This window comes from Cognatundibacterium rivi (genome assembly GCF_018139565.1).
Classification (GTDB): Bacteria; Pseudomonadota; Gammaproteobacteria; order Burkholderiales; family Burkholderiaceae_D; genus Undibacterium; species Undibacterium rivi.
In genome coordinates, this window is sequence record NZ_JAGSPK010000005.1 from 240,679 (window position 1) to 263,022 (window position 22,344).

A 22,344-nucleotide genomic window follows, 5' to 3' on the forward strand; every position below is an offset into this window, starting at 1 on the left:
TTTACTCCACGAAATTCATCACTAGCGTTAAAAACAACTGCAAACTAAGATTCAGTTCAGGCAGCGCACTGCAACGGTTGGGATGAGTTAGGGGAGGAAAGCGTTAAAACTGGCGTAAAATTCCGTTTTGCGTATCGCTCAGGCCAGATTTCCTCTGGTGCTACGCCAATCGCAGCAGCGATGATTCGTTCTGCTTTGGGATAAGGGCGGTTCAGTGCTTCTTTAACGGTGCTTGCACCTAAGTTGCTCTGTAACGATAAGGCGCGTAATGACCAGCCCTTTTTATGCAGGGCGGCAACGATATCCGCACGATGCCAGTCTGTTGGTAGTGTGGATTTTTTTGTGGCTTGTGGTGTGCTCATGGCTTTTCCTTTTATGGGTAGTCAGTGAGCACATCTTAATAAGTGTTAAGTGTAAAGTCAACGGTTAACACTTAATTCTTATAAAAGTTTTTCATTTCGCTATGAAGCGAAATTGTAAGTAATTGATTATTAAGCAAAATATACACTTAACAGTTTCACCTTTAAGTGTTTTGTTTTGTTAACAGTTTTTTGAATGGAACCGTTAAGTGAAAAAGCTATCGTCAGCCAGTGAAATTCTGGAGATGAATTTACCTGGATTACCAAAAACAAAACCTGCTCTGCTCGCAAGGGCAGAGAAAGAGGCGTGGTACAGCGAAACAAAAGTTGGGTTGGGTGGCGTACGGAAGATGTTTGCTATTCCTACCGCCTATTTGCCTGAATATCAGCCATATAAAGTCGAACCAATGGATTCATTGGCAGTTAATGAGACACGAAACGTCGCAGGGGCGATCCTGGACGGAGAGCAAGTCAATACACAAAGGCTGGCGTCTGCAATACGTGCTTTGGATGAATATTTACTGGAAAACAACCTGACCATAGAAGACGCAGCCAGAAAGGCCGAGATAGTCACGTTTTTGTATAAATTTCTTGAGAAGAAAGTCGGTGCTGGGGAAATTAGTGAGTTGCTTCGCTTAGTGACGAAGTGATGTGCTGCATTTGTAACTAATTGTTAGTAAAAATTAAACTATCTACGTGCTAATAGGATAACATTGTATCCCTCTAAAGATGCAGAGGGCGCATGCTGTTTGAAGGTGATCACGATGATGTCAGTACCTTGAAGGACTTGCTATCAAAGGCTACAAGTAAAACAAAATCGAATTTAGCAACCACCATCGTTCATATCGGGGCGGTGGTTCATCATCAGTCCGACGCGGCAAATGATCCCGTTTACTCCAAACCACATCGGAAAAGCGCAATTTGCAGTCATTCCGGCGACAATAAACGTGCAAAAGCATACCGTTTATCACTAATTTTCATCATTTTTTGCATCTGGCTTTTTCTTGGCACTTTTCGTCTGATTTCCGCGCTGGCATTGAGTTTTGCCATTTTTATTCAAAGCCTCGCCCAAGGACAAAACACTCACTCCCCCACACTCTGACGTGGATTTTAGAAAGTTTCCAGATATTAGAAAATCAAAAGAAAAAAGGCTTACATGAAATTCACGTAAGCCTTTGATCTAAAACGAATTCTGTGGGGTGGACGATGGGGCTCGAACCCACGACAACAGGAATCACAATCCTGGACTCTACCAACTGAGCTACGACCACCACTGAATTTCACTTGAATATTGCCCCAAGTGAGCTACGCATTATATAAGGATTTCATCCCTATAGCAATACCTTCTCAAGCAATCAGGCCATTAAACTGAGGAACGCAGTCACCGGGTGTTGTTCATGCTGACGTGAGACCTTAGGCCAGCTTAGCAATGTCATGCCCTGCGATTCTTTACTCAGTCGGTCGGACGGCTGATGACGACTCACTACCTGCGTCGATAAAAAACCATGCAACAGCTGACGTTGATGTTGGCTCAGTGTTTCATAAAACACCAGACACAAATCGCGCATACGGATATTTTCGGTCGCACCGGACTGCTCTTCCCGTTCAAGCTGGGAAAACAGTTCAGGTAAGGCAAATGCGTTTTTCTGTAACGATTCCCGCTGCGCTGATTGCCATTGTTCACGCCGCGCTGCACGTTGCCGCAGCATACTGCGCAAGGTGCTTGCGGTTTCGCGCCAGAATACACTTTGTTCCGGCGTCAACGCCAGTACGTGATGCACATCGTCGGCTCGCGACAACAAATGTTCTATACGGATTTGATCGAAAGGAATGCGGCTCAGAATGGCAGGTTCTGATATCGCGACTGCCATATCAATGGCGAGCGCATTTCTTTTGGAGGATGAGATTCGTCGCATAAAATCTGTCTAGTCAAAATGAGTTTGAATAAAAAATGCCTACGTAAATCCTACGTAGGCATAAACTCACAATCCAGTGAGAAGAGGAGCGTGCGTTGAAACAGCCGACAATATAACTGCACCAACCCGCTTCACCGGAAGCTATTACAAATTTTTACTCGCCAAAGAAAAGCGTCACAATTTGGGTCACGAAACTTACATTTTGTGTTCCATCGTTGTCAGACTTTTGACGGTCGCCTTCACATCCACGGTTTCCTGTTTTTTATTTTCATCTTCGAAAATTAATTTCAATGTCACGGCATCACCGGCTTTTGCCTGCGCCTTCAAGTCCATCAGCATGACATGGTAACCACCGGGTTTGAGCTCGACATTTTTTCCGGCCGGCACATCAAGCTGAGGAATCGCACGCATTTTCATGACGTTATTGTCCATCTTCATTTCATGTACTTCCACCAGACCGGCTGCCGCCGACTGCACTTCGATCAGACGCACATTTTTTGTACTTTGAATCTGCATAAATGCACCAGTCGCTTTTTGCTGTGGCACGGTAGCTCTGACCCACGCATCCTTCACCACAATTTCAGCTTGTGCGGCCAAAGTAACGGTGGCGATGGAAACAGCGATGATGGATTTGATAAACATGTTCATAAGGCCCTCTGATTATTGAGAAGATACTTCGAGACTGCGATCATACGCAGTCACTGTTTGCATGCGTTCAAAAGCTTCAAGCAATATGTCAGGATTACCGGAAGCCAGCTTTTTACTATCGGATAAGGTTTGCCGGAAAGCACGGGCACCAACCAACCCCATCATCAATCCCAGCATGTGGCGTATCACGCTATTGAGGCGCAAACCCTTGCCACCATTGCCATACAATTCTAACTGACGATGAATATACGGAATCATCGCATGTAGAATTTCCTCACGGGTTTTGACCGGAGTCATATCATCGTAAAAGAGCGCATCAAAATCCGCCATAAAATAAGGATTGTGATATGCCTCTCGCCCTATCATCACACCATCGACATGCTGCAAATGCTGCTGCATTTCTGCCGTCGTTTTAATTCCGCCATTCAGAATAATTTCCAACTCAGGAAATTCTCGCTTCAAGCGGTAGGCATAATCATATTTCAGCGGCGGAATCTCACGGTTTTCGCGCGGCGACAAGCCTTTCAGAATCGCGGTTCGCGCATGCACGATAAAAGTCTTACAACCGGCATCAGCGACCTGCCCGACAAAGTCACGCATAAATTCATAGGAATCGACATCGTTAATACCGATGCGATGCTTGACCGTCACATCAATCGAGACCGCATCTTTCATCGCCTTCACACAATCAGCGACCAGTAAGGGCTCTGCCATCAGGCATGCACCGAAAGCCCCTTTCTGTACGCGCTCAGACGGGCAACCGCAATTCAGATTGATTTCATCATATCCCCACTCTTCACCCAGTTTGGCGCAATGTGCGAGATCGGCAGGCTCACTGCCTCCTAGCTGCAGCGCGACAGGATGTTCACCGGGATTAAATTCCAGATGACGTTGTAAATCACCGTGAAACAGCGATCCCGTCGTCACCATCTCGGTGTACAGCCAGGTATGACGGGTGATATGGCGATGAAACTGACGGCAATGGCGATCGCTCCAATCGAGCATCGGGGCAACGGAGACGCGGCGGGGCGGTAAAACTTGAGTAGTCACAATAAATACAATACAGCGTTGAGCAAAGCGCTATTGTACCTTGCTACCTTGCCCGCTCACTGCCACCTTGCGCTGGTAAGTGGATTGCTCACCAGCTCGCACGCAAGAAAACGTCAGACATTTTCCTTCAGTAAACGCAGTAATGCCGCCGTATCGAGCCGCGCGGCAACATCACCTTCATCCAGCAGACTGTCTGCCAGATCGCGTTTTTCTGCATGCAAGGCGATGATTTTTTCTTCTATCGTATTTTGCGTCACCAGACGATAAATCGTGACGGGTCTTTGCTGCCCCATACGATGCGCGCGATCAGAAGCCTGATCCTCGACCGCCGGATTCCACCACGGGTCGAGATGAATCACATAATCGGCAGCAGTCAGATTCAGCCCTGTACCGCCCGCTTTCAGACTGATCAGGAACACGTCACCGTCGCCCGCCTGAAATGCGTCAACCCGTTTTTTACGTTCGGTTGCAGGTGTGCTGCCATCAAGATACTGATAGCGTATGCCTTTTTTTTCGAGGCTGTCACGTACGATCGCCAGATGATCGACAAACTGGCTGAACACCAATGCTTTATGGCGGTTATCCAACAATTCATCAATGGTGTCTTCAAAGACCGCCAGCTTACTGCCGCTGATCGTGGAATTTTTTAATACCAGTTGCGGGTGGCAGCAAAAACGGCGCAGCTTGGTGATTTCTGCCAGCACTTTCAGCGATTGCCCTTCTTCCGCACTAAGCGACGCAATTTTATCCATCGCCTCCTGACGCAAAGCTTCGTACAGATGGCGCTCTTCATCACTCAGCTCAACTTGCAAGGTGATTTCAGTACGTGGCGGCAATTCTGTCAGCACCTGGGTTTTAGTCCGCCGCAAAATAAACGGCTGTATCAGCTTTTTCAGATGCTGACGCGCGGGCTTATCACCACGCTCAATCGGCGTACTAAATTTATCGGTAAAACGCTCTTTGGAACCAAGCAAGCCGGGATTAATAAACCGGAACAGATTCCAGAGTTCACCCAGATGATTTTCTACCGGCGTGCCGCTGGCGATCATTTTAAAATCTGCGCTTAATGCCATCGCCGCCTGACTGCGCTTGGTTGCGGCATTCTTGATGACTTGCGCCTCATCCAGCACCACACTGTGCCAGTGTTGTGCCGCGAAAGCCTCGGCATCTGACTGCAACATGCCATAACTGGCAATGACCAGATCGAAAGGCCCGAGATCTGCCAATGAACGGTGGCTGTGATAGGCACGCACCTTCAGCGTCGGCGCAAAGCGCATGACTTCTGCCTGCCAGTTCATCGCCACCGAAATCGGTGCCGCCACCAGCGCAGGCCCACCCGGCGCTCTGTCCAGTAACAAAGCCAGCGTCTGCACGGTTTTCCCCAACCCCATGTCATCGGCCAGACAAGCACCGACACCCCAGTGCGCGAGTCGCGCCAGCCACTGATAACCCGCCAGCTGATAGTCGCGTAATTCCGCCTGCAGCGTGGAAGGAACCTGCGGATAAAAATCGGACAGCGCATCGAGCTTGCTCACTTGCTCACGCCAGGCTGCATCGGCTTCCAGCTCGCCAGCTTCCGCAGCCAGTTCTGCCAGCGCAGGTGCCGCCAGCGCATTCAGGCGTATGCCATCGGCACCCGCTTCGCCTAATGCGCGCAATTCATCGAGCCGTTTGCGAAAACTGTCGGTCAGCGCCAGATAATCATTGTCACCTAATTGCAAAAAGCGGCCGCGCGCAGATCCTGCCATTTGCAGCAGTTCACGCAGCGCCAGCACCCGCCCATCATCCAGCGCAAGCTCGCCGCCAGCAACAAACCACTCGCCCTGCTTTTTAATCGTCAGGTGTAAATTTTGCAGCGAACGACTGCCGCGCAGACGAAAACGTTCACCCTCAGGCCACACCAGTTGCAGACGCTCCGCAGGCACGGCACGCAATTGCTCCAGCAATTCCAGACATTGTTCAGGATGCTGCAACTGCCATTCCTGTCCGCTTTCTTCGGCATGGGCAAGTGCGGGGCAGGCATCAAGCACGAATTGCATCCGAGCTTTTTCCTTTGGCAGATCGCGACTCGCCTGCACCGGCACGCCCGCCTGCTCGCCAAGCACGTTGGCCGCGCCTTTGCCCGGTTGAAACCAACCGCCGTCAGCCAGAGGCCGCATCAGCAGTTGCACGCGCAAGCCTTCTTGTAAGGGCAGCAAATGCGCAAACATAGTCTGATCTGCCGCCAGCGTCGCGATATGCGCAGCCAGCTCAGGCAAATCGGAATGAATAGACAGATGCGGCGCAATCGCGGCAATCACATCGACTAACTGCGCTTTGGCAGTGACCGGCACGGTCAGGCCGCGACCGAGGATACCGGTGATTTGTTTAATTTCCGGGCTCGAGGTGTACACGGCCAGACGGGTCGGCGTTTCTTTTTTCCAGACTACGCTCGCATCGGTGCTGATGAATGGTTCCAGTTGCAAACTGATCTGGTCGCCATTCTCTTTCAGTTGCAACGCGATATCGCCTTTAACGACATCAATGCGAACATCCGGCGCATCCGACCAGTACACCGCAGGGTGGGCAACCAGAAACGGCAATGCTTTATCGATATTGATTTCAAATTCACTACCGCCGTAATAACTGTCAGACGCGCGGCGTATGCAGGCAGCAATCTGCTTATCCTGCTCAGTCAGATAGGGGAACGCATCCAGCTCCTGCACCAGACGTCGCAATGCAACCGGACGCCCTTTGCTCCAGACGCCTTTGCTACCGCGCTTTTGTTCACGAGGCTCGGCTTTTAATTCCTGAAAATGAAATTCCAGTAACCAGGCAAGCCGCATTTCTTCTTCTTTTTTTGCAGCGACCACTGCACTGGCAGGCTTGAGTTGTGACAGCGCATTCAGCGCCCGTTTCCACCCTTCTTCGCGCTGCAAAGCGAATAACAAGGGCTGGATATTGTTCTGGCGATGCCATTCGGGGAATTGCTGTACTTCTTTAAACTGATGCGCCAGCAAGACATCCAGTTCCGCCGCTACCCACTGATAGCCGTAGTGGATCATGGTCCCGCGCATCTCCAGCAGCTTTGCCTGCAGCCGTGGATGTGGCGGCGCATCCTGCCAGTACGCACCGATCGCTTCAAACAAAACATCGATGTCATGCGCATTGCGCACATTAAAATGCGACACCGGCAATACGACGCCTTGCGCCATATGATTCGTCAGTGGCTGCAAAACGTAGTAGCTGAACGCATGCCGCTGTTTCACGCCCTCATCCACCTGCGCTTTCGCCAATTGAAAACTGCTGGTGTCGTTTTTCGCCAGCATCGCAACGGTGCTCAGCAGACCAAGCAAATCGGGAATAAAAATTTTCCGCTTACCGCTGCTGGCTTTTTGTATCTGCGCATAGGTTTGTGCCAGCCCGACGGCAACCGGCATTTTGTTTTGCAAGACTGCCATCGCAATTAGCATTTCCCCCTGAAATTGCGGCGGCAACTGACGCTGCAACTGCGTGAGACGGTCGAAGTCACCACGCAATAAGGCTTGCCACGCAACGAGCCCCATCAATTGCGGCCAGCTGTTGGACTCCTGATCCATCTGCTGACAAGCGTATTCGTACGCCAGACGGCAATCGAGCAATTCCCAATTCGCTTTGACAAAGATATCCGTCAGCACCATGCCCTGATCAATCGGCCTGAGTTGCGAAAACAAACGGATGCCATCCTCATGCTGGAAAAATTCTGCGCCGGGAATAAGCGCATGATCGTTTTTAACACTGAGAAATTTTTCACGCCATAGCAAGGCCTCATCGGTGCGGCCGAGCAGCACGGAAAACAGCATTTCACGGCTGTAAAATTCAGCATCGTAAGATTTCCAATGCTGGTATTCGCCGTGTTTTTTTAATAGATCCCGAATCTGGCTGATCCATAATTTCATACCGCCGCTCTGCTGCAGACGCAGCAACACGGGCATGCGCCAGTCATCGCGCAAGATATAACCGAGGCCGATTTCCTGCCGCAAAACCTGACGCTTGCACAAATCCAGCATCAGATCTTTGAGCAGCTTTGCATCGTAGGGATTACCCATCAGGGTTTTCGCACCGCGCAGCTGCATTAACTCCAGTGCTTTGGTCTGACTCAGCGGCGCAGTAAATAAAGCCGTGGCATATACGATGGGTAATTCGTCATCAGTGAGGCGGTCAAACAAATCCATAGAAAGTCAATGAGCTGAAATGAAGGATAAGAAAATTGGCAGACATGCGCGGCATCTGTGTTTTATCACGTTTCCAATGGAAGATCACGCAAACAGATCAATGTGACGATAGCCACTTTCTTTAATGCACTGTTGAGAAAAATACGCAGGCGGCAAGCAAGGCAAACAAGAACAGCCAGTGCAGCACCAGCATCAGAAAAAACCACCGCAGGAACGATCGCTTCATCGACTTGTGGTGTAAAAATTGATGTGCCAGCAGCGCCCCGGGCCAGCCACCAATCAAACTCAGCAACAATAATTTTTTCTCGGGAACGCGTGATCTGCGCTGTATCGCCGCTTGTTTATCGTAAAAATAAACCAGAAAACACAGCAGACTGAGCAGCAGGTAGTAAGTCAGCGTCAGCGCAAGTATGAGTAGATAGGACACCGGCTATGTGGAAAAAGAGAAACCATGCGATCCAGCGACATAAAAATACTCCCCCGGAGTATCTTAAAACCACCTTTGTTTATAAGGACATCAGGGGTGTTTTACAAAAAACAGGGGGGAGTATCCGAATTTTTCTTCAATACCGCATGCATCTTGCGGTATTGAGTGCTTACAGCATTTTTGCCAGCAAGGCTTTTTCGTATTTCGCATCAAGCGGAATGCGCACAGTATGTCCGGCACCGCCGATGATGTTGAGTGACTGATTTTCTTTGTTACGCATTTCGGACAGCGTCACGATTTCATTGCCATTCGGCGAAATGATTTCGATCTGATCGCCGACTGCGAAACGGTTTTTCACTTCCACTTCAGCCCAGCCATCAGCAACATTCAGCACCTGACCAACATACTGGCTGCGGTGCGCCTGCGATACACCTTCCATGTAGTTCTGATGGTCTTGCGTGTGATGACGCTGATAGAAACCATCGGTGTAACCACGATTCGCCAGACCATTCAGCTCGCCCAGCAATTGCGGATTAAACGGACGCCCTGCCACCGCATCGTCAATCGCACGACGATACACCTGCGCAGTACGTGCCACGTAATACAGCGATTTAGTACGACCTTCGACTTTCAGCGAATCCACACCGATTTTCGCCAGACGTTCCACGTGCTCAACTGCGCGCAAGTCTTTGGAATTCATAATGTAAGTGCCGTGTTCATCTTCCAGTATCGGCATGAATTGGCCTGGCTTGGTTGATTCCTCGATCAGATACGGACGATCAGCCAGCGGATGGCGCGGCATGTCGCCCATCGCTGAGAACGATTGATTCGCATCTTCCAGTGCTTTGTTGAAGTCGAATTTAATCGTTTCCACCGGAATACGCGCGAGATCGCCGGTTTCATTTTCAGTCGCGTTTTCGACTTTGTAATCCCAGCGGCAGGAATTGGTGCAGGTGCCTTGATTCGGATCGCGGTGATTGAAGTAACCGGACAACAGGCAACGGCCAGAGTAAGCGATACACAGCGCGCCATGCACGAACACTTCCAGTTCCATGTCCGGGCATTCCTGGCGAATTTCTTCCACTTCGTCGAGCGACAGTTCGCGTGACAAGATCACGCGGGTCAGCCCCATTTTTTTCCAGAATTTAACGTCTGCCCAGTTCACCGCATTCGCCTGCACCGACAGATGCACGGGCACTTCCGGCCATTTTTCACGCACCATCATAATCAGACCAGGATCGGCCATGATCAGCGCATCTGGTTTCATCGCGATCACAGGTTCCATGTCGCGCAGATAAGTTTTCAGCTTGGAGTTATGCGGAAAAATATTACTGGCAACAAAAAACAATTTGCCACGTGCATGAGCGTCGCTGATGCCTTGCTGCAAAACTTCCAGCGTGGAAAATTCATTATTCCGCGCACGCAGACTGTAGCGTGGCTGACCGGCGTACACCGCATCGGCACCGAAGTCGAATGCGGCATGCATTTTTTCCAGCGAACCCGCTGGCAGTAAGAGTTCAGGAGATTTCATGATAACAACGTTCCGTAACGAAACCGCAGCGCAACCGGCGCCAGCGGAAAATTGGAGTAAATAACCCGCTATTTTACTGCGATTAGACCTGTTTCTGTTGCCATGTACGGATTTCATTCCCGACTAAAGCAAGCAGCACCAGCGCACCGCCGGTCAGAGTGGCCGTCGCAGGCACCTCACCTGCCCCCAGCCATGCCCACAACGGCGCCAGCAAGACTTCCAGCAAAGCCAACAGTGCCACTTCATGCGCTTTCAGGTGCGCAGACGCCTTCACCATCAGCGAACATGGCAAACCAAGCTGGAAGAAACCCAGTGCGCCGAGAATCAGCACATCTTGTACCGAAGCCTGAAATGGCATCGCGAGCGGCAGCATCGCCAGCGCAGAAAACGTCCCACCCAGAAATACGGCCGGAATCAGGTCCACCGTATGCGCCCGGCGTTTGAGCAAAATCATATTCACCGAAGACGCCAGCGGAATCCCCAGTGCCACCAGCATCCCCAGTACACCACGACTGTCAGTCACGGACAAATTCCCGGCAAACATCCAGCCCATGCCGCAACCCGCTAGCGCGATCGCGATCCAGGTGGCAGCCGGTATGCGTTCTTTCAGCACCAGCCATGACAGCAGCGCCGTGAATAAAGGCGCCAGACTTTCCATCACCGAGGTATTCGCCACCGTGGTCAGCGTCAACGCAGTCATGAAACAACTGTACATAATCGCCCACATCAGGCCAGACACCGCGCCGGTACTACCCATCAGTTTTAAACGACTGACAAAGCCACGACCATACTGGTGCAGCATCAACCCCGCCACAAAAATCCCCGCAAACAGGCTGCGCCAGAACACCACCTCAAATCCCGCCGCGCTTTGCAGATGGCGACTCGCAACCCCTGCGGTACTCCACAAGGTGGCAGCGGCTATCATCAGCAATATGGCTTGCTTACGCCTAGACCACCCCTGACTCATTTCATCCCCATATCTTCATTCTCATTTGTAGCAGATCCCCACCTTAGACTCTGTCGAGCAAACAATACCGAGCCAGCAAACAGCATATGGAGGGGCCCGTATCATCGTAAACTTTCCACTCTAACCGGAATGAAGTAGAGATGACAATGAGGAAAACCCGCAGAACCAAGAAAGAACTATTGAATGTATCAAATGGAACGACGAGAAGAGGAAATAGTTATTTACACAAGCAACCCCACTTCGTACCGCGGCTTGGCACCATCATTTCAGCAAAATTTTTACGGCCAATTCACAAATGGCTGGGCGCAACAACGTAGTTTTAGTCAGCGAACTTGATATAAACGATAGCAGCGAGTTGAAATAAAAAAAACATTATTAAGTAGATAATATTATCAAGTTGCACGTATAATCTGACATTTTTTATCATCCGTATGATCGCTTCGCTGTAGTTACCATGAAGCGAATGGAAAATCTGCAATCGAGTATTAATGACCTCTCCACACCAACCTCTCTCCCACCCCAAGTATCGCCCCGACATTGACGGATTACGCGCCATTGCTGTTATAGCCGTCGTCGCTTTTCACGCATTCCCGGAATGGGTGAAAGGTGGTTTTATAGGTGTAGATATCTTTTTTGTAATTTCAGGCTATCTCATCACGACGATCATTCTTGAGAACCTGGAAAAAGGCACTTTTAGTTTTAAGGAGTTTTATGCCAGACGTATTAAACGCATTTTCCCTGCCCTGATATGCGTTTTGGTAGCTTGCTTTGTGTTTGGCTGGTTTGCGCTTCTGGGCGATGAGTTAATCCAGCTAAGCAAACATATTGCTGCAGGTACCGGTTTTATGTCGAATTTGCTGTTATTAAGTGAGGCGGGTTATTTTGACAATTCAGCAGATACAAAACCATTGTTGCACTTATGGAGCCTGGGCATAGAAGAGCAGTTTTATATCTTTTGGCCACTACTGCTTTGGTTTTCCTGGAAGCGAAAATTCAATATTTTTATCATCATCGCTCTCTTCGCCAGCATTTCTTTTTTCCTCAATGTTAAGGGAATTAAGCAGTATCCCACAACAACCTTCTACTCGCCGCATACACGCTTTTGGGAGCTACTATCCGGAAGTTTACTGGCCTGGCTTTCCGTGCATAAAAACGAAACTTTCGCCAAGCTCACACAGAGACTTGACAAGTTTTTCACCTTTATTTTCTATAACAGCAAACGTCAGAGTGACGGCAAAACCTTATCCAATCTACTTTCTTTCGCTGGCTTCATGTTTTTGGCGTACGGTTTTACGTATATCAACAGTGAAATGCCCTTTCCGGGAAATTGGGCATTAATTCCTGTAACAGGTGCAATGCTGATCATTTTTGCAGGAGCTCAGGCGTGGGGTAACCGTATTATATTGTCGAATAAAGTGGCGATCTGGTTTGGCTTGATCAGTTTCCCTCTCTACTTGTGGCACTGGCCAATCCTGTCTTTTATCAGAATCGTAAAAAGTGGCTCGCCAAGCATTGACGCGATAATGATAGCTATCCCGGTCTCCATCCTGCTCGCATGGTTAACGGTAAAAGTAATTGAAAAACCCTTCAGGTTTGGGAAGTATAGAAATAAGGTAACACTCGCTATCCTTTGCAGCCTCATGATTACCATAGGAGTTTCTGCTGTCTTTGTCAGTCAAGCCGATCTCACAAAATTGAATGAATACGAAAAATTAACCATCAAAAGAAAAGGTTTTGAACTCCCTTCCGGCGCTTCTTTGGGATGGTTCAGAGGTAAGGGCGACTGGTTATTTTTAGGTAACGTTCACGGTAAGTTGGTGGAGAAACTTATGCTAACCATCACTCCCAAAAAAAGCGATATTGCCGCAACAAAAGAGAGTTTTTCAAGCATTGCCAAGGTGAGTGCTCAATACAATATAAAAACAGTTTTACTTGTCGGACCAGATAAATCCAGTATTTATCCAGAATACTTGCCAGATAAAATCGTCCCATCCAAAAAGAAATATATAAGCTCCTTTTTGGATGAGCTAAAAACCATACCAAATCTAACGATTTATGATCCGACAAATGATTTACTAAACGCAAAAAAATCTGAAGGACTTATTTACCGGATGACGGATTCACACTGGAATAATAAAGGTGCATTCCTGGCGTATTCTGGCTTTTCAAAATTGCTCAATTTACCTGTACCTGATGTTGATTTTCAATACAGTTCAACTTACGCTGGAGACTTGCTCAGTCTTTCTAAATTAAAAGATTTTCCACTCCACAAAGAAGATAATTGGGATGTCATCTGGAAAAATAAGCCACAGTTAAGTAGCTACAAAATCCCAAATGAACCCGAATCCGCATTCGGTATAGCCGAAATTGTGCATAACCAGAAACCACTCTCAAACAAATATATTTGGGTTGTCGGCGATTCATTTACAGGCTCCTTAAAGCAATACTTTAACGCGACTTTCAAGGAAATTTATTATGTTGGCCACTGGGGAGAAAAGCTGAAAGATTTGCCTGCAAACATCGCCAAGGCAGACAGGAAGCCAGATATGATCGTTATTGTGAAAGTTGAACGCTCATTCTGAAGCAACTTGCCAATTCAAAATATTGTGTTGAGCAAAGACCGGCTAAATGAAATAACGCGTATGCAGGCTTGGATGGCACCCTGTTCAAGAGCAGAGACTGTTGAGTCTGTGCATAGCTCAATCAGCAATCAAACAAGTCATAGGAAGAGTACTCAGATACATTGACACCCTTCCGAAAGATGAAACTTGAGTAATGTGTCGAAAGTGGCTCTTAGTCCAAGCGAGAAAGGGTAGATCACAAAAAAAAGCGGTAACACCAAACGGTGTGCCGCTTTTTTCTAATCGATGAACGACTTACGGCGGACAACGCTGCCGCTTCACCACGTCTGGCATTACCGTCAGACGAGACCCCGCGACTTCCAGCATATCCCAGCCAGTTACCACTTTCGCCTGCCCCGTCCGCAAGGCGTCTTTCATTTTGCTGCAATCGTCAACCTGTATATCGACATGCCCCTGCCGCTGCCAGACACCAGCACCGACGTCCACGTACATTGCTCCACCAAAGTAGTTGTTACGATCCAGAACCAGTACTTCCGGCTTGCCATCATGATTCATATCCTGCACCAGCACATCGCAAGCATGAGTTTTTGCAATCAGGCATTCGGCGTCATTCGCAGTCAGCCAGTTTGGCGCTTTTTGCCCCGGCTGCTGCAGAAAACTTTCCGGCAATCGACCTCCCTGAGGCCAGATTTCAAAAGGTGGCATCTCCTTCACCTCTTGATTTCCGGGAACCTGATGTGTCAATGACAAAGCCTGAGCGGCCTTTTCGCGTATCAGCGCCGCCTGTGGCAGGGATTTTTCCTGCGCCAAGCGCTTCAACGCTTCACGCCCGTAACGACCGCCGTCAAAACGTAAATAAAAGTAATCAAAATTTTCAGCGCTCACTTTCCCTTGCTGCAAACGACTCAGTTGATCCTCTATCGAGACGCGCGCCGGATCAAGAAGGGGTGAAAACATTGCGAGTACCAGCATCAGCTGCAGATATGCCATCGCAATATTGGCTACCGCCATCTTCGCCAGCAAACCATCCGCGGCCAGTGCCGCACGCAGATAAGCAAGGCCGTAAGCGAACGCGATTACAGCGCATACGAAGGCAATCAGGCGATCAGTGCTCCAGCCATATTGGGTGATGCGTAGTTGCAATGCACGCAAGGCCAGCACCGCGAGCACAGGCAATAACAGACAGGCTAAACGTGCACTCCAACGCAAAATTCTTGCACTGCCTTGCAAAACTGTTCCATCCTGAAACGCAGTGTTAATTAACACGACCAACACCACACAGGAACTCAGCAACAAATAAGTTGCATGTCTGGTTTGCCATAACAGCTCAGCACCACTGAATGCCAGCGTTACCAAAAATCCCGCCAGCACCAGAGTTGCGACCGGCAGCAGCCAGGACAACAGCACCAATAACAAATTACGGATACCACGGACGATCGCCGGACGCATGTCGGTCAGATGTAAAGCACAACCAAACGACAGCACTGCAAGCGGAATATAAAACCAGTCTGTCCTCAGTAAGTGCTGCAGGAAATCCAGTTTCAGCATAGAAAACAACGCAGCCCCCAGAAACAACAAGGCAAACATGGCGCCGATGAAAATCAGAGAAAAAACCAGTTGCACCAGTAACTTCCACGATAAGTCAAAATACACCGGATAGCTCCCCAGCCATTGCCGGTGTTGCGTGTACGCTAATCGCAGCGACTGCGCCACATATAAACATGCCCCACTAAAGAAAAAGAGCAATGGCGAAGGAAACTCAACCCTGTCATCCCCTTGCGGCAAACTCCAGCCATTATTTAATCCATTCCGCCGCGACCAGTCATGCTGGGTCAATAAAACAAGGATCAGTGCCAGTATCGTCAGCCAGCGCAACATGGCGGAGACACGCATTTGTCCTAGCGAGGAAATCGTTATCACAGGCAGGCTAAGTCCACACAAGAACAAAGGAAAAAACCATTGCGGCGCTGTCGCGGGCCACACTTTATCGGTTGCCGCACGATACAGTAAAAACAACAGCAGTGCCTGAGCACAAGCAACTCCTATTCGCGCCCACCCCGTCGAACGATCGACAAAAGACTGTTCTTGATTCATTCGATCTCTTTTCCTTTTTTCAAAATACGTTGCAGTGCCCAGCAATTCCTGCAGATGAGTTACGTAGACCGAACACATCGCGACAGACAAAATCCGCCACACCATTGCACCACAAAATTAGTAAATTGATCATACCATATCGAAATTCAACTCATCTTAGCTGCGTCTCATCTTCATGAGTTTTTCAGGCAATAAAAAACCGCAGACTAAGCTGCGGTTTTTTATTTTCCGGGTAACTCCTGTCGGGATTACGCTTCGCGGGAAGCTTTTTTACGCTCGTGTTCTTTCAGGAAACGCTTGCGCAAACGGATACTCTTCGGTGTCACTTCTACCAGTTCGTCATCCTCAATAAACTCAACCGCATATTCCAGAGACATTTGAATTGGCGGTACCAGACGCACCGCTTCATCCGTACCGGAGGAACGAACGTTGGTCAGTTGCTTACCTTTGATCGGGTTCACAACGAGGTCATTGTCACGGGAATGGATACCGATGATCATGCCTTCGTACACTGGATCGTTATGGCTGACAAACATACGGCCGCGATCTTGCAGTTTCCAGATCGCATAAGCAACCGCAGCACCGTCATCCTGAGAAATCAATACACCATTGCGACGGCCAGCCAATTCGCCTTTAGTGTTATCAACTGGTGCGTAGTCATCAAACACGTGACTCATCAAACCTGTACCACGTGTCAATGTCATGAATTCGCCCTGGAAGCCAATCAGGCCACGTGCTGGAATACGATATTCCAGACGCACACGACCTTTGCCGTCCGGTTCCATGTTTTGCAGATCGCCGCGACGACGACCCAATTCTTCCATCACGCCACCCTGATTCGTTTCTTCAACGTCAACGGTCAGATTTTCGTATGGCTCATGACGTACGCCATCCACCATTTTGAATACGACGCGTGGACGAGATACGGCCAGCTCGAAACCTTCACGACGCATGTTTTCGATCAGAATCGTCAGATGCAACTCACCACGACCAGAAACTTCGTACGTGGAATCATCACCTTCAGCCTGCACAACGCGCAACGCCATGTTGGATTTCAATTCCTTTTCCAGACGATCGCGGATCTGACGCGTTGTCACGAATTTACCTTCGCGCCCAGCCAGCGGCGAGCTGTTGACCATGAAGTTCATCGTCAACGTCGGCTCATCAATCTTCAGCATAGGCAAGCCTTCTGGCGCATCTGGCGCGCAGATAGTCGAACCAATACCGATTTCTTCGATACCATTGATCAGCACGATATCGCCAGCCAGTGCTTCGTCTACTTGTACGCGATCCAGACCTTTGAAAGTCAGTACTTGATTGATACGTGCCTTCGTTGGCTTATCGTCAGGACCATTCATCCAAACGACGTCTTGCAACGCTTTCACTTTACCGCGCAGGATACGGCCAACGCCGATCTTACCAACGTAAGAAGAATATTCGAGAGATGTGATTTGCAATTGTAACGGGCCATTCGGATCATCTTCACGCGCAGGAACGTGTTTCAGGATCGCATCAAACAATGGCTCCATGTTACCGTCACGCACTGTGTCTTCCAGACCGGCATAACCTTTGAAACCGGATGCGTAAACAATCGGGAAATCCAGTTGTTCATCAGTTGCGCCGAGCTTATCAAACAGTTCGAAAGTCGCGTTCACTGCTTTTTGTGGATCCGCGTTTTCACGGTCGATCTTGTTCACAACAACGATAGGTTTCAGACCCAGCGCGAGTGCTTTACGTGTCACAAAACGTGTTTGTGGCATCGGACCTTCTTGCGCGTCCACCAGCAACAATACGCTGTCTACCATGGACAATACACGTTCCACTTCACCACCAAAGTCAGCATGGCCCGGGGTATCAACGATGTTGATGTGCGTGCCTTTGTATTCCACTGCGCAGTTTTTGGACAGAATCGTGATACCGCGTTCTTTTTCGATATCATTCGAATCCATCACGCGGGAATCGACCTGTTGGTTTTCGCGGAAAGTACCGGATTGACGCAATAATTGGTCAACCAGTGTGGTTTTGCCGTGATCGACGTGGGCGATAATGGCGATGTTACGAATAGCGCGTTTTGTAGTGGACATGGTAACGTTCATTTGGGGTAAATCGGATAACCGACGATTATAACATGCTGCAACGCAAAAGCATAAAACGCCTATTATTTCAAGGAGTTGCTACAAAGCGATGACAACGGAAATGATGATGAGCACTTCAGGCTTCCTTCACGCCTGCCGCACAACATCATCAGATCATTCTCTTGTGCGGATCAATATTATTCCTGCGTATTAATCAGGCGCTCCGGTGCAAGAATGCCGAATTCCTGTAACTGAGCTGAGCCCAGCAATTGCCCGTCAATATCCCGATACACTCGGACTCTGCCGGTCACCGGTGGCAAGCTGACAGTTTCTTTGCCCAAGGCCAATCTTTGTCCATGCAGAAAACGTCGGGCCAATTCCTCATTCAAATGCACAGAAGGAAAACTCGACAGCAAGGCATCGACAGGATCAAGTAAAGCCAAACGCTGCTCTTCAGGCAGAGACTCCAGATAGTCCAGCGTAATGGATTTTTCCAATACCAGATGGCCGACCTGAATACGGCGCAATTCTTTCAAATGCGCACCGCATCCGAGCACAGCACCAATATCTTCACCCAGTACGCGGACATACGTCCCTTTGCTGCACTTCACCTTCAGGCTCAGCAACGGCGCATCGTAGGCAAGAAATTCCAACTCATGGATTACCACATTGCGCGCTTCACGCTCCAGCGTGACGCCCGCCCGCGCATACTCGTATAAAGGCTTGCCATCACGCTTCAGTGCCGAATACATCGGAGGAACTTGCGCAATCGCGCCCGTGAATTGCGTCAACACCTGGCGTATCTGCTCTTCAGTGACAGCGACACTTTTGGTCTCAAGCACATCACCTTCGGTATCGCCGGTCGTGGTAGTGACACCAAGATGGACAACGGTTGTATATGTTTTATCGGCTTCCAGCAGATCCTGAGAAAATTTGGTTGCCTCGCCAAAACACAAAGGCAACAAGCCGGTGGCAAATGGATCCAGCGTACCGGTGTGACCAGCCTTCATCGCATTCAGAAAGCGCTTTGCCTTGATCAAAGCATCATTACTGGAAAAGCCAACCGGCTTATCCAATAGTAAGACGCCGTGCACAAGAACACGGGGACGTTTTTTAATCTGAGTTGTCATAAGCCTGGAAAACCGGAGCAAACTCCGGTCAGAGATCAGTTTTCGCCGTCGTCTTTAGCACGGGTGGCATTTGCTTCATCAATCAGCTTAGACATGGCCATACCACGTATCGTTGATGTGTCATGGATGAAGTGCAATTGCGGCAGAGTATGGATATGCAAACGCAAACCCAATTGGGCTCGCAGAAAACCAGCGGCACGTGTCAGCGCATCATTGGTCGCTTTAATCGCGACCGGATCATCTGCCAACGTCGTGAAGAAAATTTTTGCGTGTGCGTAATCGGGCGTGAGCTGCACCTCCGTCAGCGTGATCATGCCAACGCGCGGATCTTTCAACTCAGACCAGATGATTTCAGCCAGATCTTTCTGAATCTGATCAGCAACGCGCAAACCACGTCCCGGTATATTTTTACTATGTTTTGCCATAAATTATTTTTTGCCTCTATAAACCAGAACCCCGGCCTGGGCCGGGGTTGGCTTGAATTACAGAGTACGTGCAATTTCCTGTACTTCAAATATTTCTAGGTTATCGCCAACCTGAATGTCGTTATAGCCTTTCAGCGACAAACCACACTCCATACCAGCGCGAACTTCTTTAGCATCATCTTTATAGCGTTTCAGAGAATCCAGCTCACCAGTCCAGGTCACGACATTATTGCGCAACAGACGAACTGACGATGTACGCTTGACCACGCCATCAGTCACCAGACAGCCTGCAATCGCGCCGACTTTACTGACCAGGAATACCTGTTTAACTTCAACCATACCGATGATCTGCTCACGTTTTTCCGGAGCCAGCATGCCTGACAAGGCCGCTTTCACTTCATCAACCGCATCGTAAATGATGTTGTAGTAGCGAATATCCACGCCATTCGACTCGGCCAGCTTACGTGCTGACGCATCAGCACGGGTATTAAAGCCAATAATAACGGCCTTAGAGGCAACCGCCAGATTGACGTCATTTTCAGAGATGCCGCCAACTGCCGCGTGAACAACCTGCACACGCACTTCGCTGGTAGACAATTTCTGCAAAGACTGGACCAGAGCTTCCTGAGAACCTTGTACGTCGGTTTTGACGATGATAGGCAGATTTTTAACTTCGCCCTCACCCATGTTTTCAAACATGTTTTCGAGTTTAGCTGCCTGCTGTTTCGCCAATTTAACATCACGGAATTTACCCTGACGGAACAAAGCAATTTCACGTGCTTTGCGCTCATCAACCATCACCATGACTTCTTCACCAGCCGCCGGCACTTCTGTCAGACCCTGAATTTCCACGGGAATCGATGGGCCAGCCTCAGTGATATTTACACCATTCTCGTCCAGCATCGCACGAACGCGGCCATAAGACGAACCTGCCAGCACAACATCGCCACGCTTCAGAGTACCGGACTGCACCAGAATCGTAGCAACGGTACCGCGACCTTTATCCAGACGGGCTTCAACAACCAGACCTTTGGCAGGCGCTTCTTTCGGTGCTTTCAATTCCAGCACTTCTGCTTGCAGCAAAACGTTTTCCAGCAGCGAGTCTATGCCCAGACCTGTTTTTGCAGACACCTGAACGAATGGTGAATCGCCACCATATTCTTCTGGGACGACGCTTTCAGCGATCAATTCCTGAGTCACGCGATCTGCATTGCCACCTGGTTTATCAATTTTATTGATAGCGACAACCAGTGGCACACCAGCCGCTTTTGCATGTGCAATCGCTTCTTTGGTTTGCGGCATCACGCCATCATCGGCTGCCACCACCAGAATTACGATATCGGTCGCTTGCGCGCCACGCGCACGCATTGCAGTAAATGCTTCATGGCCCGGCGTATCGAGGAAAGTGATCATGCCACGCGGTGTTTCAACGTGGTAGGCACCAATGTGCTGCGTAATACCACCGGCTTCGCCAGATGCCACTTTGGCGCGACGAATATAATCCAGCAACGATGTTTTACCGTGATCGACGTGACCCATCACAGTTACAACCGGCGCGCGCGGGAAGGATTCGTACTCAGCGTGTTCTGCAACGTCCGTCAACAAAGCTTCAGGATCATCGAGTTTCGCGGCGAATGCTTTATGCCCCATTTCCTCAACCAGAATCATTGCTGTTTCCTGATCGAGCACCTGGTTAATCGTGCACATCTGACCCAATTTCATCAAATGCTTGATGACTTCAGATGCCTTCACGGACATCTTGTGCGCCAACTCTGCCACTGTCAGCGTTTCAGGGACAAACACATCTTTCACAATCGCTTCGACTGGCACCTGGAAGTTCGATTCTCGCTCTTCATGATGACTGTTGCGACGTCCTTTAGGACCGCCTTTCCATCCATCGCGACCACCGGAAGTATCACCGCGAGTTTTCAGACCGCCACTACGTTTTTTAGAATCTTCCTGCCAGGTTGAGGATACATTCGCGGATTTAATCGCTTTCTTATCACCAACAGCTGGTTTTTTCTCATCTTTCTTGTCTGCACTTGCCGCAACTGGCTTTTTATCGCCGACTTTCTTATCAGCAGGCTTATGCAAAGTACCTTCGGCCTTAGGTGCAACCGCAGGCGCAGGTGGCGCAGCCTTCACAGGTCGACGCGCTGCATTCATCATTTCTTTGATCTGTGCAACTTCGTCAGCCACTGCTTTTCTTGCTTTTTCTGTTGCTGCTGCGCGATCAGCTGCCTCTTTTGCTTCTAAGGCAGTTTTTTTCTTTGCTTCTTCTGCGTCCAAACGTTTTTTCTCTTCATCTGACTGGGAAGGCTTCACTTCCACAGTTTTTACTGCTGCAGCGGCGGCCGCTGCTTGCTCTGCCTTCAATTGATCTGCTGCCGCTTTTGCCGCTTCAGCTTCAGCCGCTTCACGCATTGCTTTTGCCTGCGCTTCTTTTTCGGCTTCCAGCTTAGCAAGTCGCTCCTGTTTTTCACGCAGATCAGCTTCCTGCCGTGCAATCAACTCAGCCTCGCGGCGCGCATCTTCCTCGCTGACCGCCGGTTCTTCAGGCTCTGCTGCGACAGTCCGCGCCGCAGCGTCATCCGCGACCACTTCATCGCGTTTGACGAACGTACGCTTCTTACGAACTTCAACCTGAATGGTGCGAGATTTGCCTGTAGCATCCGCCTGCTTAATCTCCGTTGTCTCTTTACGAGTCACAGTGATTTTTTTCTTTTCAATGTCAACCGAAGATCCATGCGAACGACGCAAATGTTCCAGCAATCGGTCTTTATCTTCTTTTGTCAATGAATCTGACGTCGAATTTTTTTCGACGCCTGCCCCACGCAATTGCGTGAGCAACAAATCCGCTGACATTTTCAGCTCGGTGGCAAATTGGGCAACGTTGTTACTCGCCATTCAGTCCTCTTTTTCTATGTGCGCGTTATGAATATGAAAC

The 22,344-nt window shown here is 49.3% G+C and carries 16 protein-coding genes and 1 tRNA gene; 3 read left to right on the plus strand and 14 right to left on the minus strand.

The window, feature by feature from the left end:
* Positions 1 to 56 precede the first annotated feature (56 nt).
* Positions 57 to 362, minus strand: a complete 306-nt coding sequence (locus KDM87_RS14550; RefSeq protein ID WP_212679751.1) for a helix-turn-helix domain-containing protein — start codon at positions 360 to 362, stop codon at positions 57 to 59.
* 206 nt (positions 363 to 568) lie between these two features.
* On the opposite strand from KDM87_RS14550, the gene KDM87_RS14555 reads away from it, so the two are divergent.
* Together KDM87_RS14555 and KDM87_RS14560 are read left to right on the plus strand one after the other, a co-directional pair.
* Positions 569 to 1,009: a MerR family transcriptional regulator gene (locus tag KDM87_RS14555; RefSeq protein WP_212679752.1), complete on the plus strand. Its 441-nt coding sequence runs from the start codon at positions 569 to 571 to the stop codon at positions 1,007 to 1,009.
* A gap of 92 nt (positions 1,010 to 1,101) precedes the next feature.
* Positions 1,102 to 1,461 (plus strand): hypothetical protein, encoded by a 360-nt coding sequence (locus tag KDM87_RS14560; protein WP_212679753.1) that lies wholly within the window; start codon positions 1,102 to 1,104, stop codon positions 1,459 to 1,461.
* A gap of 93 nt (positions 1,462 to 1,554) precedes the next feature.
* Here the strand turns inward: KDM87_RS14560 and KDM87_RS14565 are convergent.
* From KDM87_RS14565 to KDM87_RS14600, 8 genes are all read right to left on the minus strand, one after another.
* Positions 1,555 to 1,630 (minus strand) — tRNA-His (locus KDM87_RS14565).
* A gap of 84 nt (positions 1,631 to 1,714) precedes the next feature.
* Positions 1,715 to 2,275, minus strand: coding sequence for a hypothetical protein (locus KDM87_RS14570; protein WP_212679754.1), 561 nt, complete (start codon positions 2,273 to 2,275; stop codon positions 1,715 to 1,717).
* A gap of 195 nt (positions 2,276 to 2,470) precedes the next feature.
* On the minus strand, positions 2,471 to 2,923 hold the full coding sequence (locus KDM87_RS14575; RefSeq protein WP_212679755.1) for a copper chaperone PCu(A)C: 453 nt from the start codon (positions 2,921 to 2,923) through the stop codon (positions 2,471 to 2,473).
* A 12-nt stretch (positions 2,924 to 2,935) separates the two neighbouring features.
* Positions 2,936 to 3,973, minus strand: coding sequence for a tRNA dihydrouridine(20/20a) synthase DusA (gene dusA / locus KDM87_RS14580; RefSeq protein WP_329604945.1), 1,038 nt, complete (start codon positions 3,971 to 3,973; stop codon positions 2,936 to 2,938).
* A gap of 113 nt (positions 3,974 to 4,086) precedes the next feature.
* A complete protein-coding gene (locus KDM87_RS14585; protein ID WP_212679756.1) occupies positions 4,087 to 8,166 on the minus strand; it encodes a DEAD/DEAH box helicase in 4,080 nt (1,359 codons plus the stop codon).
* Between the two features lie 121 nt (positions 8,167 to 8,287).
* Complete coding sequence (locus KDM87_RS14590) at positions 8,288 to 8,593, minus strand: DUF1294 domain-containing protein (RefSeq protein WP_212679757.1); 306 nt, start codon at positions 8,591 to 8,593, stop codon at positions 8,288 to 8,290.
* 169 nt (positions 8,594 to 8,762) lie between these two features.
* The gene (gene trhP / locus KDM87_RS14595; protein ID WP_212679758.1) at positions 8,763 to 10,124 is read right to left on the minus strand and encodes a prephenate-dependent tRNA uridine(34) hydroxylase TrhP; all 1,362 of its coding nucleotides are present in this window, start codon (positions 10,122 to 10,124) and stop codon (positions 8,763 to 8,765) included.
* 82 nt (positions 10,125 to 10,206) lie between these two features.
* On the minus strand, positions 10,207 to 11,091 hold the full coding sequence (locus KDM87_RS14600) for a DMT family transporter (protein ID WP_212679759.1): 885 nt from the start codon (positions 11,089 to 11,091) through the stop codon (positions 10,207 to 10,209).
* A gap of 488 nt (positions 11,092 to 11,579) precedes the next feature.
* Here KDM87_RS14600 and KDM87_RS14605 point away from each other — a divergent pair, with 488 nt between their 5' ends.
* Entirely contained in the window at positions 11,580 to 13,673 is a 2,094-nt protein-coding gene (locus tag KDM87_RS14605; RefSeq protein ID WP_212679760.1) for an acyltransferase family protein, read from the plus strand.
* 294 nt (positions 13,674 to 13,967) lie between these two features.
* Here KDM87_RS14605 and KDM87_RS14610 read toward each other — a convergent pair whose 3' ends face one another.
* From KDM87_RS14610 to infB, 5 genes are all read right to left on the minus strand, one after another.
* A complete protein-coding gene (locus tag KDM87_RS14610) occupies positions 13,968 to 15,767 on the minus strand; it encodes a DUF4153 domain-containing protein (protein WP_212679761.1) in 1,800 nt (599 codons plus the stop codon).
* A 248-nt stretch (positions 15,768 to 16,015) separates the two neighbouring features.
* Complete coding sequence (gene typA / locus KDM87_RS14615; RefSeq protein WP_186885707.1) at positions 16,016 to 17,851, minus strand: translational GTPase TypA; 1,836 nt, start codon at positions 17,849 to 17,851, stop codon at positions 16,016 to 16,018.
* A gap of 188 nt (positions 17,852 to 18,039) precedes the next feature.
* Positions 18,040 to 18,972, minus strand: coding sequence for a tRNA pseudouridine(55) synthase TruB (truB, locus tag KDM87_RS14620; protein ID WP_212679762.1), 933 nt, complete (start codon positions 18,970 to 18,972; stop codon positions 18,040 to 18,042).
* Between the two features lie 35 nt (positions 18,973 to 19,007).
* The gene (rbfA, locus tag KDM87_RS14625) at positions 19,008 to 19,397 is read right to left on the minus strand and encodes a 30S ribosome-binding factor RbfA (protein WP_212679763.1); all 390 of its coding nucleotides are present in this window, start codon (positions 19,395 to 19,397) and stop codon (positions 19,008 to 19,010) included.
* Between the two features lie 57 nt (positions 19,398 to 19,454).
* Positions 19,455 to 22,304: a translation initiation factor IF-2 gene (gene infB / locus KDM87_RS14630; protein ID WP_212679764.1), complete on the minus strand. Its 2,850-nt coding sequence runs from the start codon at positions 22,302 to 22,304 to the stop codon at positions 19,455 to 19,457.
* Between the last annotated feature and the right edge of the window lie 40 nt (positions 22,305 to 22,344).

Bases quoted from the DNA above. Each gene is read 5' to 3' on its own strand.
- KDM87_RS14550 (WP_212679751.1), bottom strand. From the start codon at position 362: ATGAGCACACCACAAGCCACAAAAAAATCCACACTACCAACAGACTGG.
- KDM87_RS14560 (WP_212679753.1), top strand. From the start codon at position 1,102: ATGCTGTTTGAAGGTGATCACGATGATGTCAGTACCTTGAAGGACTTG.
- KDM87_RS14570 (WP_212679754.1), bottom strand. From the start codon at position 2,275: ATGCGACGAATCTCATCCTCCAAAAGAAATGCGCTCGCCATTGATATG.
- KDM87_RS14575 (WP_212679755.1), bottom strand. From the start codon at position 2,923: ATGAACATGTTTATCAAATCCATCATCGCTGTTTCCATCGCCACCGTT.
- KDM87_RS14585 (WP_212679756.1), bottom strand. From the start codon at position 8,166: ATGGATTTGTTTGACCGCCTCACTGATGACGAATTACCCATCGTATAT.
- trhP (WP_212679758.1), bottom strand. From the start codon at position 10,124: ATGAAATCTCCTGAACTCTTACTGCCAGCGGGTTCGCTGGAAAAAATG.
- KDM87_RS14600 (WP_212679759.1), bottom strand. From the start codon at position 11,091: ATGAGTCAGGGGTGGTCTAGGCGTAAGCAAGCCATATTGCTGATGATA.
- KDM87_RS14605 (WP_212679760.1), top strand. From the start codon at position 11,580: ATGACCTCTCCACACCAACCTCTCTCCCACCCCAAGTATCGCCCCGAC.
- KDM87_RS14610 (WP_212679761.1), bottom strand. From the start codon at position 15,767: ATGAATCAAGAACAGTCTTTTGTCGATCGTTCGACGGGGTGGGCGCGA.
- typA (WP_186885707.1), bottom strand. From the start codon at position 17,851: ATGTCCACTACAAAACGCGCTATTCGTAACATCGCCATTATCGCCCAC.
- truB (WP_212679762.1), bottom strand. From the start codon at position 18,972: ATGACAACTCAGATTAAAAAACGTCCCCGTGTTCTTGTGCACGGCGTC.
- rbfA (WP_212679763.1), bottom strand. From the start codon at position 19,397: ATGGCAAAACATAGTAAAAATATACCGGGACGTGGTTTGCGCGTTGCT.
- infB (WP_212679764.1), bottom strand. From the start codon at position 22,304: ATGGCGAGTAACAACGTTGCCCAATTTGCCACCGAGCTGAAAATGTCA.